We start from the raw sequence: 13,303 nt of genomic DNA, 5'->3' as shown, positions 1-13,303 counted from the left end.
TAATTATGACTAACTCTAAACAGCCAAGCTATTTGTTTCCGCTAATTGTAATGGCCTCGCTTTTCTTCCTGTTCGGCTTCATTACAACAATGAACAACTCGACAATCGATTTCCTTAAGAACGCATTTGGTCTTGATGATTTTCAGAAGCAGTTACCTAACACATTTTTCTACGGGGCATATATCCTCTCTGTGCCAGTTGGTTTTCTTCTGACAAAAATCGGTTACAAGAATGGAGTACTTTCCGGACTTGGAATGATTTCACTCGGATTTTTCCTTATTATACCAGGGGTTTCTATGGGCTATTACGGCTTCCTGAGCACTGTATCAGTATTTGCAATAGGTGTTGTAATACTACAGGTTGCTGCTGCTCCTTATGTTAATGCATTAGGAAGTCCTGAAACTGCTGCAAGCCGCTTAACACTTACAAATGCTCTTAACTCTGTGGCTACAGTAATAGCACCAATTTTTGTTTCAATTCTTCTTGTTACTCCTGAACTTGAGCCAGGTTCCAAAATGGAAAACTCGGCAATCAAGGATATAGTAAAAGGTCCGTTCATGGTTATCGGTATCATAACTGCTGTGATTCTGGCAATTATGTTTTTCCTGAAGCTGCCTGAAATTAAAACGTCCGATAACGAAACAGAAGGTGCTGAAAAGAAACAGTATAAATCAAGTGCATTTAAATACACACATGTCTGGCTTGGTTCGCTGGCCATATTCCTCTATATGGGAATAGAAATCGGAATCTCCAGTTTCTTTCCTGACTATGCAGCAAAACTTGGCATCCAGGGAATTAATCCTATAGATATGCTGAAGTATTATTGGGGCGGTTTGATGGTAGGTCGTATTCTGGGCATCTTTATATTAAGAAAGTATAAAGCCAGCCAGATTCTTACTATTTGTGCTATTGGCGGGGCAATTTTACTCGGAGGTTCATTCGCGCTCAGTTCAAGTGCTCCGAATATTGCGATGTGGCTTTTCCTTGGCACTGGTCTTTTCCACTCAATTATGTGGCCTGTAATCTATAACCTTGCTCTGGAAGATCTTGGACCTCATGCAAAAGTTGCCTCAGGGGTAATAGCTACTTCTGTTATCGGAGCTTCGATATTAACACTTATAATGGGAAAGATTCAGGTTGCCACAGGCTCGGTAATGGCAGCTATAAGTCTGATTTTTGTATACTATGTATACCTGATCTTCTTCGCCACCAAAGGTTCTAAAATAAGATAATCTCAATCATATACAATAAAAAAGAGGTTCACAAATTGTGAACCTCTTTTTTTAATATCTGCCTGATTTATTTGCTTTTCTCCAGCTCTTTCCAGATAAGAGCACTCGCACCAACTATGGCAGCTGAACTTTCCTTAAGTTCCGAAGGAAGGATTTTTACCTTGTTACGGAATACAGGAAGAACGTGACGTTCCATACTTGCTTTTGTCGGTTTGAATATGTAATCACCTGCAGCAGCAGCGCCGCCAAAAAGGAATATTGCCTCAGGGCTCAGATAGTGAACTGTATCTGCCAGGGCTCGTCCCAGTAATTCGCCGGTAATCTCGAAAACTTCTTTTGCAATTGGATCACCTTTCTCTGCAGCATCAAAGACTATTTTTGATGTCATCTCATTCAGAGGAACATTAGCCAGCGGGCTTGCTGAGTCATTATATTTCGCAAGAAGCTCAAAAACTGTACGTTTTATTCCGGTGGCTGAGCAATATGCTTCAAGATGGCCACGTCCGCCGCATCCGCAAACACGTCCTTCGGGAACAACTGTAGTATGACCACATTCACCAGCAAAACCATCTGAACCATAAACTAAATCACCATTAACGATCAGGCCGCTTCCGAGTCCGGTACCTAGGGTCATCATGGCGAAGTTTTTCATTCCTTTACCACCACCGTATATCATCTCACCAAGAGCAGCAGCATTGGCATCATTCGTAAGTTTAACGAACTTAAACTCAGGGAAATTTTTCTCAATAAGTGAAGCAAAACCAACCACTCCTACAAATGGAAGGTTAGGCGGATATTCTATTGTTCCGCTGTAGTAGTTGGCATTTGGTGCACCAATACCAATACCCATCACTTCGATTTCGGAGTTTATTTGTTTAACCATTGCAATGGCAGTCTTAATTTCCTCAGTAAGGTTTGCAATGTATTTTGCCAATATTGTATCAGATAAAACCTGCGTCATATGAGGGTTTTCGCTTTTCTGCGGAGTTGCCATCTGTGGCTTTCTTTCATAGAGAACATTGCCTTCGCTGTCAACCACTCCGATTGCTGTATTGGTTCCCCCAATATCAATTCCAATTGCTACTCTTTTCATTTTTATGATCGTTTTATTTTTTAAAATTATTTGACTTTACTTCCTTTCAGAGCAAAGAACACTATATAGACATAACATATCACTGGTACAATTAATGCTGCACGAACGCTTACAGAGTCAGTAAGATAACCCATAAGCAAAGGAACAACAGATCCTCCCACAATCATTGTATTGATAATACCTGAAGCCATCGGCATCTCAAAACGGTCAAGATCTTTAACGCCTAAAGCAAAGATATTCGGGAACATGATAGAGTTGAAGAAACCGATTGAGAGAAGTGCCCAGATACCTACGTTAGCACCAAGGACAGTCGAAGAGAAAACTAAAATAGCAGCAATTGATCCGAATACTCCGAGAGCGATGTTTGCTTTTCCTTTTGAAAGGAACATAGCAATGAAGTTAACAACTGCAATGCCAAGAAATATAAAACCGTTCTTTGGTGATGATTCAAATACAAAAACACCATCTTTAATCTGACTGCTTGTTACTAACCAGCCAACAAAGAAAGCTAAAACGATTACAAAACCAGAGTACATGTATTTCTTCTGGTTCTCCATGGCACTAAGATTAATTGAACCAAGGAACCTTCCTACCATTGCACCGCCCCAGTACATTGCAGCGAGTTTTGCAGCTTCACCAATCAGCATACCACTCTGTTTAAGATAAGGTACAATTGCAGTTGAAATACCAACTTCTGCACCTACATAAAAGAAAATTGCAAGTGCACCTAATAATACGTGAGTACGTTTCCAGATGCTCTTTTTACCAACTTCTTCCTCTCCGCCCATAATCTCAGGCAGTTTCATGAAGAAGATAACAACGGCTATTAAAACAACAACTGATCCGATTACCAGGAAGGGCACCTGTACAGCTGTTGGTCCCATTGCAATAGCAGCCGGAGTGAGTACCAGAATACCAACAATAAATGGAGCCATTGTAGTTGCAAATGAGTTGAGAGCCTGTGTAAGGTTAAGCCTTGAGGAGGCAGTCTCTTCTGAGCCAAGAGCCGCAACATATGGATTTGCAGCAGTCTGAAGAAAAACAACACCTGTTGCCATTACGAATACAGCGCCGAGGAATAAGGCATATGAAGGTACTGCTACAGCCGGGTAAAACAGAAAACTTCCTAATCCGATAAGGAGCAACCCGATAATAACTCCCATTTTATAACCTGTTTTCTTTATGATTTTACCGCATGCAAAAGAAAATACGAAGTAGGCAAAAAAGAATACTCCGTTAACAAGGTTAGCCATGAAGTTACTAAGCTGAAATGTCGCCTGAACCTGATCTTTTAATGCGATGTTAAAATTGGTAATAAACCCGAATATGAAAAAAATCATAGCCATAAGGGTCATGCCAAGTCTTAAATTGCTTTCTGATTGCTGTTTCATTATTTAATTTTTTAGTTAATTAATTGATTCGATAGGTTTATTTGAGTTCTGAACAAATATATTAATTTAATTGAATTATACTAATGCTATGAAAGCACGTTTTCGAAAAAACAAAGCTGATAGTTTAGATTGATTATATTTGCAAAAACCTATCAGATTTGCGGTACTTCATATACATTTCATACAAAGGCACTTCCTATCATGGCTGGCAGGTACAACCAAATTCGACTACCGTACAGCAGATTCTCGATGAGTCCATGAGTGTTGTTCTTAACGAAAAAATATCAACTATAGGTGCCGGACGAACTGATACCGGAGTACATGCACTCATTTTCTGCGCACATTTTGATTGTAATTCCGCTTCTCTTGACACAGATAAAAATCTCATTTTCAGACTAAACTGCCACCTTCCTGCAGATATTTCAGTTTCTTCAATACGGAAGGTCCGGGCTGACGCCAATGCCAGATACAGTGCTTTATCAAGAACATACAAATACTACATAGCCAGAACAAAAGACCCATTCTTCAATAATTCGAGCTGGTATCTTCATGGGGTATTAGACACTTCCATAATGAATAAAGCCTGTGATATTTTGTTGAATCATTCAGATTTCACCAGTTTCAGCAAACTGCATTCCGGAGCAAAGACAAATATATGCAGGATCTACAATGCTGAATGGGAAGAACAGGAAAACAGGCTTGTTTTTACAATAAGGGCTGACAGATTCCTCAGGAATATGGTACGGGCTATTGTTGGTACCATGACAGACCTGGGATCAGGCAAAATAACTCTCGTGGAATTTGAAGAAATCATTCTGAAAAAAGACAGATGCAAAGCCGGGAAATCAGCTCCTGCACAGGGACTGTTCCTGACAGAAATTGAATACCCTGATGAGATTTTTTTGTAAATGGCTTCTGATTTACTGATGTGATAATTATCACTTTTATAAGCTGTTAATTATTTCACAATAATCAATTTTTATAATAAGTTTGTGCGGCTTTCAATAACCCAAATACCATGATCTATGAGTAATGAATGGTTAATTTTATTTTTCCTTGTCGGGGCTATATTTGTTGGACTTGTACTTATTTTTTCAGGTATAGTAGCTCCTAAATCAATAAATCCACAAAAATTTGATCCATACGAATGCGGTATTCCAACCGAGGGCGTTACATGGCTTCAGTTTAATGTCGGATACTACCTGTTCGCCATTCTCTTTCTTGTATTCGATGTGGAAACTGTTCTGGTGTTTCCATGGGCAGTTGTAATGAAAGAGGTTGGGATGACTGCTTTTATTGAAATTGTGATATTCTTTTTCATTCTGGGCCTTGGATTATTATACGCCTGGAAAAAACATGCTCTTATATGGGAATAAAAGGAATGAAAAGAGAGGAATTCAAGGATAATGAAACCCTTGATCTTCTTAAGGAACTGGATTCAAATGTATTTCTGACCACAATTGATGATGTGATAAACTGGGGAAGAAAGAACTCCCTATGGCCGCTTACCTTCGCTACAAGTTGTTGCGGAATTGAGATGATGGCTGCCGGAGCTCCGCGTCACGACTTTGCCAGATTCGGCATGGAAGTCTACAGAGCCAGCCCCCGGCAGGCTGATGTTATTGTGGTTGCCGGAACAATCGTTAATAAGATGGCCCCTGTACTGAAACGACTTTACGATCAGATGTCTGAACCAAAGTATGTAATTGCAATGGGTGCATGTGCAATATCGGGAGGTCCTTTTTTCCTTAACTCATATTGCGTAGTAAAAGGTGTCGAGCATATTATTCCGGTAGATGTATATGTACCTGGTTGTCCTCCCCGCCCTGAAGCATTATTATATGGTATGATGCAGCTTCAGCGTAAAATTGAAACCGAATCTATTAAATCCAGAAGGAAAAGAAATGCTTCACACGATTCAATTTAGTCTGACCATAATCTCAGAAATCTGATATTCAATGGATAAAATACAATTAGGAGAATTTTTAAAGAAAAACCATCCTGATCTTGAGATCAGCGAAGGCAAGCAATTCACAGAGGTAAATGTAACACCAGATAGTTTATATACGGTGGCTAAAAACCTTCGCGAGAATAAGGAACTGCTTTTTGACTTTTTAGTTTGTATTACAGGTGTTGATTACGGTCAGGACCTTGGTGTTGTATACCATCTAAGATCAACAGTTCTCAACCACTCTATTGTAATTAAATCAAGAACTTCCGACAGAACAGACCCTAAGTTTGATTCTGTTTCTGATATCTGGAAAACTGCAGATTTTCTTGAAAGAGAGGTATTTGACCTGCTTGGTATTAAGTTTACCAATCATCCTGACCTGAGAAGACTATTCCTTGACAGTTCATGGGGATTCCCATTACGTAAGGACTATGTTGATGATATTAACATTGTTACCAAGTAGATGATGGAAGAAAAGGTAAAAAATATTACAGCCGACGAGCAGCAGGAATATGTAATCAACATGGGTCCTCAGCATCCCTCAACACATGGAGTGTTAAGGCTAGTAGTTTCGTTGAAAGGTGAAATGGTAAAAAGTGTTCAGCCTCATATAGGATATATACACAGAGGTATAGAGAAGATGTGCGAGAGTATCACCTACCCTCAGATTATACATCTTACCGACAGAATGGATTACCTCTCAGCTCATATTAATAATGAAGCTGTATGTCTGAATGTTGAAAAGGCACTTGAAGTTGACATCCCTGAAAGGGTAAAAGTTATCCGCACTATCATGTCGGAACTTACCCGTATACAGTCGCATCAGCTCTGGTGGGCATCTTTCGGAATGGACCTTGGTGGCCTGACATGCTTTTTTTACGGTCTGCGCGACAGGGAAAAGATTCTTGATATCTGGGAACAGACTTGCGGAAGCCGTATGATTGTCAGTTATAACTGTCCGGGAGGTTTAATGTATGATATCCATCCTGACTTTCAGCAAAAGGTAAAAGAATTCATAAAATATTTCAGGACAAAATTACCTGAATATGATCAGTTATTGTCAGGCAATGTTATATTCCACGAAAGAAGTAAAGGAATTGGCAACCTGTCGCTCGAAGATGCTATATCATACGGTATTACAGGTCCTTCAGGAAGAGCTTCAGGATTTTCATGTGATGTGCGCAAACATGAACCCTACAGTGCATATGACAGGATAACATTTAAGGAAATCCTGTTTAATGAAGGAGATACCTATCACAGATATATTGCCAGGATCGATGAGATGTGGGAATCCATGAATATTATCGAACAGCTTATTGACAATATTCCCGAAGGGCCATATGCTGTTAAGATGAAGCCGGTAATTAAACTGCCTGAAGGCGAGTATTATCAAAGGGTTGAAACAGCCAGGGGTGAACTTGGTGTATATATTATAAGTGATGGAAACAAAAACCCTTACAGAGTTAAGTTCAGGTCACCAAATTTTGTGAATCTCTCTGTGCTGAACCACATTGCCAAAGGATTTAAGATAGCTGATCTTGTGGCAATCGGAGGATCGCTGGATCTGGTTATACCGGATATCGACAGGTAGAAGAAGACAGAAGACAGAAAAAAAAGATAAAAGACAAAAATATGCAGTTTGACATTGTTGCTACTAATTCCGTTCTTTTAACAAAAGAGCCCTGGTGGAGAGTTTTTTATGACTTTTCATCTTTAACAAAAGGGATAGACACCGGCCTACAGAATGTCATGTCGCCATTCTGGACAACAGTTACTGAAATGGTCATTGTTGGTGTTGTGATCCTGCTTTTCTATGCGGTTGTAGGACTATTCCTGGTCTATGCTGAAAGGAAAGTATGTGCGTTCATGCAGAACAGGCTTGGGCCTAACAGGATTGGGCCTTTCGGTATCTTCCAGACAATAGCTGACCTTGTGAAACTCCTTTTTGTTGAGTTGATACCAATAAAAAATGCTGACAAATTTCTTTTTAACCTTGCTCCTTTCATAGTTATCATCGCTGGTTTCATGGCACTGGCAGCTGTCCCATTTGCAAAAGGACTGCATGCAATTGACATGAATATCGGATTGCTATATGTTATTGCAGTCTCATCGATGGGTGTTATCGGTGTTTTGATTGCAGGCTGGTCGAGCAATAATAAATACTCGCTGATCGGTGCAATGAGAAGCGGAGCTCAGATTGTGAGCTATGAACTATCTGTTGGTCTTGCACTTATAACAATTGTAATACTGGCCGGTTCAATGCAGCTTTCAGTAATTGTTGAGGCCCAGAGAGACGGATGGTTTCTGTTTAAAGGACATATTCCTGCATTTATTGCCTTTATAATGTTTCTAATCTCAAGCACCGCGGAAACAAACCGGGGACCTTTCGACCTTGCTGAAGCAGAATCAGAACTAACAGCAGGATATCATACTGAATACTCTGGTATCAAATTCGCTTTCTTCTTCCTGGCTGAATACATGAATATGTTTATCGTTGCGTCAATTGCTGCAACAGTTTTTCTTGGAGGATGGATGCCTTTTCACGTAGGCTCATGGGAGGGATTTAATCACGTAATGGATTTCATTCCGCCATTTGTATGGTATATAGGAAAAACATTTTTTGTAATATTCCTGATGATGTGGTTCAAGTGGACTTTTCCGCGTTTGAGAATTGACCAGCTTCTGACACTTGAATGGAAATATTTGTTGCCGATTAATCTTGTCAATGTACTGATTATGGCCTTCCTGGTATTAATGGGCTGGCACTTTTAGTTGTAATAACTTAAATATATATCTCTGAATGAGAAGTATTATAAATTATTTTAAAGAAATATATTTTGGCGTCAAGTCACTGCTGGTTGGTATGAAGGTTACTGGTTCATACTTCTTCAGACCCAGTGCTATTGTGACACAAAAATATCCTGAAAACCGGAAAGATCTGGTTATGTTCGACCGTTTTAAGGGCGAGGTTGTTATGCCCCACAATGAAAAGAATGAACATAAATGCACAGGTTGCGGAATTTGTGAAATAAACTGTCCGAATGGTACTATTGAAGTGATTTCAAAGACTATTGTTACCGAGGATGGTAAAAAGAAAAGGATAATTGATAAGCATATCTACAGGCTTGGCATGTGCACTTTCTGCACGTTATGCGTGAAAACATGCCCCTCAAATGCACTTGCCTTTTCACAGGATTTTGAACATGCAGTGTTTGACAGAACCCTTCTGATAAAACAATTAAACAAACCGGGTTCCCAATTAATGAAAGGAGTTGAATAATGGCCTCTAACCAGATTATGTTTATTTTGTTTTCAGCAATGATAATTGTCTTTTCAGTGCTGACAGTAACAACCCGTAGAATACTTCGGGCTGCAGTCTATCTTCTTTTCGTTCTGGTTTCCACATCAGGACTTTACTTTATGCTTAACTACCAGTTCCTGGCAGGGGTTCAGCTAACTCTTTATGCCGGGGGTATTGTTGTTCTGATCATTTTCTCAGTATTGCTCACAAGTCATATCAGCCAGAAATTTGAACCTTACGGCTGGAAAAAGACAGCGTTTTCAGCCCTGGCTGCAATTGCCGGAGCTATCCTGTCAATAATAACAATACTTGATTATAACTTCTCAGCAACTACTGAAGCAGCAAAAGAAATTGATATGAGAGAGATTGGATTAAGCCTGCTGTCAGTCGACAAGGATGGTTATGTACTCCCATTTGAAGTCATCTCAATTCTTCTTCTTGCTGCTATGATCGCCTCTATTGTGGTTGCAAAAAAAGGCGGGCCGAAAAGAAGTGATTTACCAACAACAAATAAGGAATAATATGAATACAGGAATTCCACTACAATACTTTTTGATTCTGGCAACGATAATGTTCTTTACCGGAGTCTATGGTTTCCTTACCCGCCGGAACCTTATAACTATCTTAATGTCGGTTGAGCTGATTCTGAACTCAGTTAATATAAACTTTCTTGCATTTAACAGATATCTTTTCCCGCATAAATTGGAGGGTATGTTCTTCAGCCTGTTTGTAATAGCAGTTGCTGCCGCAGAGGCTGCTGTGGCAATAGCGATAATTATAAACATCTACCGACGGTTCACTACCATCAATGTTGAAGATGTACACGAAATGAAATATTGATTACTATACCTATCAGGAAACCGTAAATATGATAAACTTCAACTATACAATCTGGATTCTGCTGCTACCCTTTCTGATGTTTATTTTTCTGGGGTTAGCCGGACACAAATATTTTCCAAAGTTTTCCGGAATTATCGGAACAACCGGACTTGCTATTATCACAGCGTTATCCTATATAACAGCATACAAATACTTTTTCTTAACGGAGAAGATAGACGATGCTTATCAGAAAATTACCGCTGCAAACACCGTATGGCTTCAGTTAACCGATAAACTTCATATCGACATAGGGATTCTGCTCGATCCTATTTCAGTTATGATGCTTGTAGTCATAACTACTGTCTCTTTCATGGTTCATATATACAGTCTTGGATATATGAAAGGAGAAAAGGGATTTGAAAGATTCTTTGCATTCCTGTCGCTCTTCAGCTTCTCAATGCTCGGACTTGTACTGGCAACCAATATTTTCCAGATGTATATTTTCTGGGAACTTGTAGGTGTCTCTTCTTTCCTTTTAATCGGCTTCTATTACCAGAAACCTTCCGCTGTAAGAGCCTCAAAAAAGGCCTTTATTGTTACCCGGTTTGCCGACCTTGGATTCCTCATTGGTATTTTGATATTGTCATTCAATACTAAAACATTTGATTTTATAACTCTTACCGATCCATCTGGATCAGCAATTAGTCAGGGAACAGGCATCGGATTCCTTGGACTTTCAATAATGACATGGTCAATGATCTTCGTTTTCATGGGTGGTGTTGGTAAATCAGCAATGTTCCCTTTCCATATCTGGTTGCCCGATGCTATGGAGGGCCCTACTCCTGTCTCGGCTCTTATTCATGCTGCCACAATGGTTGTTGCCGGTGTATATCTTGTTGCCAGGATGTTTCCTATATATTCCATTGCTGCTCCGGTAGCTCTTAATGTTGTTGCTTACGTAGGTGCCTTTTCATCATTGTTTGCAGCTGTAATTGCATGTACCCAGACTGATATAAAACGAGTCCTGGCATATTCAACAATGTCGCAGATTGGATATATGATGCTTGCTTTGGGGGTATCGGGCTATGGCGGGCACGATGGACTAGGATACATGGCTTCAATGTTTCACCTCTTCACACATGCCATGTTCAAAGCATTGTTATTCCTTGGCGCCGGCGCAATTATACATGCCGTACACAGCAACCATATGACCGAAATGGGAGGCCTCCGTAAATACCTGCCTATCACACACATGACTTTTTTAATTGCCTGTCTTACAATTGCAGGTATTCCGCCATTATCAGGGTTCTTCAGCAAAGACGAGATACTGACAGCTGCATTTCATCATAATAAACTTCTATTCGCTGTGGAATATGCTGTTGCAGGACTCACAGCATTCTATATGTTCAGGTTATACTTCAGTATTTTCTGGGGAAGAGATACACATTATCACCATACACCTCATGAGGCTCCGGCGACAATGACAATTCCTCTTATTATTCTTGCTATTGCAGCTGTGTTTACCGGGTTTATTCCATTCAATGAGCTTGTTACATCCGATGGTAAAGGATTTGAGACACACCTTGAACTGATTATTGCAATTCCATCTGTTCTGATCGGATTGCTTGGTATTGGAATTGCATTCGTGATGTATAAAAAGGAGAGCGCTATCCCCGACAAACTTGCCGCAACTTTCAAATACAGCTACAAATGGGCATATAATAAATTTTATATGGATGAGGTTTATCTTTTTGTAACTAAAAAGATCATTTTCAGATACATATCAGAACCTGTAGCATGGTTTGACAGACACATTGTAGATGCTACAATGAATGCAATAGCCAATGTAACCCAGACTGTTTCCTTCAAAATAAGAGATTTTCAATCGGGGCAGCTTCAGAAATATGCATTTGTTTTTATTACAGGAGCGATTATGCTTGCGATACTTTTCATATACCTGTGGAAATAATTTATTATTAAGATAAAGAGATTTAAATATGGATATTTTAACACTGTTTGTAGTAATTCCGGTACTTACCATTACTGCTATCCTGTTTCTTAAAGACACACGTCAGGTACGTCTTGTTTCAGCTTTTGGAATGGGACTTCAGTTAGTAATGGCAGCTGTTCTGGTATATATGTATCTTTCAGCCCGTCATGGCGGCAACACCGATGAGATGCTGTTTGTAACGGATTACTTATGGTTCAAGAGCCTTAACATTCACTACGCTGTTGGTGTTGATGGAATCTCTGTTGCAATGATTGCACTTACATCAGTTGTTGTATTTGCAGGGATATTTGCATCGTGGGAAGTTGAATTTCTGACAAAAGAGTTTTTTATCTCTCTTATTCTCCTTGCTACCGGAGTATTCGGATTCTTTATCTCAATCGATCTGTTTACAATGTTCCTGTTCTATGAGCTGGCAGTTATTCCTATGTATCTGCTGATTGGAATTTGGGGCAGCGGACCAAAAGAATATTCGGCAATGAAGCTGACCCTTATGCTAATGGGTGGCTCAGCCTTACTTTTATTAGGACTTCTGGGGATCTACTTCAACTCAGCACCTGATGGGGGGCAGTTGAGTTTCAACATTCTAGAGATTTCTAAAATCACAATGCCAATATCAGCGCAGAGAATATTCTTTCCTCTCACTTTTGTGGGATTTGGAGTCCTCGGAGCACTTTTCCCTTTCCACACATGGTCACCTGACGGACATGCCTCTGCTCCCACTGCTGTTTCAATGCTCCATGCAGGAGTACTTATGAAACTGGGAGGTTATGGAGCATTCAGGGTAGCAATTTTCCTTATGCCGGAAGCAGCCAAGGAGCTATCGTGGATATTTATAATCCTTACATCAATAAGTGTTGTTTACGGAGCTTTCGGAGCCATAGCACAGAAAGATTTGAAATATATCAATGCATACTCATCAGTAAGTCATTGCGGACTAGTGTTATTTGCAGTGCTTATGATGAATCAGACTGCAATGAATGGTGCAATTATACAGATGATCTCACACGGACTCATGACAGCACTTTTCTTTGCTCTTATTGGAATGCTTTACGGAAGGACTCACACAAGGATGATAAATGAAATGGGCGGACTTATGAAGGTTATTCCATTTTTATCAGTATGTTATGTAATTGCAGGCCTTGCTTCATTAGGTCTTCCGGGCTTAAGCGGATTCGTTGCTGAGATGACAATTTTCGTAGGGGCTTTCCAGCATCCCGAACTATTCTACAGAATCGTTACCATTCTGGCTGTTTCCTCGATAGTTATTACAGCTGTGTATATCCTGAGGGTGGTGGCAATTCTTTTATTAGGCCCCACCACAAATGAACACCATGAACATCTTACCGACGCAAAATGGTTTGAGAAGGTATCAGTGGTAACTCTGATCGGGTCTGTTGCCGCCATTGGTCTGGCACCATTCTGGTTATCAACAATGATCGGAACCAGTCTTCAGCCTATTGTTGACAAGATAGTAGCACTTAATCCTTTTTGACTTTAAGAATTTT

The 13,303-nt window shown here is 39.9% G+C and carries 12 protein-coding genes and 1 pseudogene; 11 read left to right on the top strand and 2 right to left on the bottom strand.

Annotated features, from left to right (window positions below; translation table 11 throughout):
- Positions 1-5 precede the first annotated feature (5 nt).
- Positions 6-1,232: a glucose/galactose MFS transporter gene (gene gluP, locus IPJ16_10440; protein ID MBK7627590.1), complete on the top strand. Its 1,227-nt coding sequence runs from the start codon at positions 6-8 to the stop codon at positions 1,230-1,232.
- 67 nt (positions 1,233-1,299) lie between these two features.
- Here gluP and IPJ16_10435 read toward each other — a convergent pair whose 3' ends face one another.
- Entirely contained in the window at positions 1,300-2,325 is a 1,026-nt protein-coding gene (locus IPJ16_10435) for an ROK family protein (GenBank protein MBK7627589.1), read from the bottom strand.
- Positions 2,326-2,351: 26 nt separating this feature from the next.
- Positions 2,352-3,716 carry an MFS transporter gene (locus tag IPJ16_10430; GenBank protein MBK7627588.1) on the bottom strand — a complete coding sequence of 455 codons (1,365 nt, stop codon included), beginning with the start codon at positions 3,714-3,716 and terminating at the stop codon, positions 2,352-2,354.
- A 158-nt stretch (positions 3,717-3,874) separates the two neighbouring features.
- On the opposite strand from IPJ16_10430, the gene truA reads away from it, so the two are divergent.
- The 10 genes and pseudogenes from truA (at position 3,875) to IPJ16_10380 (ending at position 13,290) form a co-directional block, all read left to right on the top strand.
- Positions 3,875-4,624, top strand: coding sequence for a tRNA pseudouridine(38-40) synthase TruA (gene truA / locus IPJ16_10425; protein MBK7627587.1), 750 nt, complete (start codon positions 3,875-3,877; stop codon positions 4,622-4,624).
- A gap of 117 nt (positions 4,625-4,741) precedes the next feature.
- Positions 4,742-5,092, top strand: a complete 351-nt coding sequence (locus IPJ16_10420; protein ID MBK7627586.1) for an NADH-quinone oxidoreductase subunit A — start codon at positions 4,742-4,744, stop codon at positions 5,090-5,092.
- Between the two features lie 5 nt (positions 5,093-5,097).
- Positions 5,098-5,643 carry an NADH-quinone oxidoreductase subunit B gene (locus IPJ16_10415; protein MBK7627585.1) on the top strand — a complete coding sequence of 182 codons (546 nt, stop codon included), beginning with the start codon at positions 5,098-5,100 and terminating at the stop codon, positions 5,641-5,643.
- Positions 5,644-5,674: 31 nt separating this feature from the next.
- A pseudogene (locus IPJ16_10410) lies at positions 5,675-7,258 on the top strand (NADH-quinone oxidoreductase subunit D).
- 158 nt (positions 7,259-7,416) lie between these two features.
- Positions 7,417-8,439 (top strand): NADH-quinone oxidoreductase subunit NuoH, encoded by a 1,023-nt coding sequence (nuoH, locus tag IPJ16_10405; protein MBK7627584.1) that lies wholly within the window; start codon positions 7,417-7,419, stop codon positions 8,437-8,439.
- A 28-nt stretch (positions 8,440-8,467) separates the two neighbouring features.
- The gene (locus IPJ16_10400) at positions 8,468-8,947 is read left to right on the top strand and encodes a 4Fe-4S binding protein (GenBank protein MBK7627583.1); all 480 of its coding nucleotides are present in this window, start codon (positions 8,468-8,470) and stop codon (positions 8,945-8,947) included.
- Entirely contained in the window at positions 8,947-9,489 is a 543-nt protein-coding gene (locus IPJ16_10395) for an NADH-quinone oxidoreductase subunit J (protein MBK7627582.1), read from the top strand. The genes IPJ16_10400 and IPJ16_10395 overlap by 1 nt, the downstream gene beginning before the upstream one ends.
- 1 nt (position 9,490) lies before the next feature.
- Entirely contained in the window at positions 9,491-9,808 is a 318-nt protein-coding gene (gene nuoK / locus IPJ16_10390) for an NADH-quinone oxidoreductase subunit NuoK (GenBank protein MBK7627581.1), read from the top strand.
- Positions 9,809-9,836: 28 nt separating this feature from the next.
- Positions 9,837-11,756 carry an NADH-quinone oxidoreductase subunit L gene (gene nuoL, locus IPJ16_10385; GenBank protein ID MBK7627580.1) on the top strand — a complete coding sequence of 640 codons (1,920 nt, stop codon included), beginning with the start codon at positions 9,837-9,839 and terminating at the stop codon, positions 11,754-11,756.
- A 28-nt stretch (positions 11,757-11,784) separates the two neighbouring features.
- Positions 11,785-13,290: an NADH-quinone oxidoreductase subunit M gene (locus IPJ16_10380; protein ID MBK7627579.1), complete on the top strand. Its 1,506-nt coding sequence runs from the start codon at positions 11,785-11,787 to the stop codon at positions 13,288-13,290.
- The last annotated feature ends 13 nt before the right edge of the window (positions 13,291-13,303 follow it).

It is taken from the genome of Bacteroidales bacterium (assembly GCA_016709865.1).
Taxonomy (GTDB): Bacteria; Bacteroidota; Bacteroidia; order Bacteroidales; family VadinHA17; genus LD21.
The sequence above is the reverse complement of the archived record's forward strand: the minus strand, read 5'-3'. Positions and strand labels throughout refer to the sequence as shown.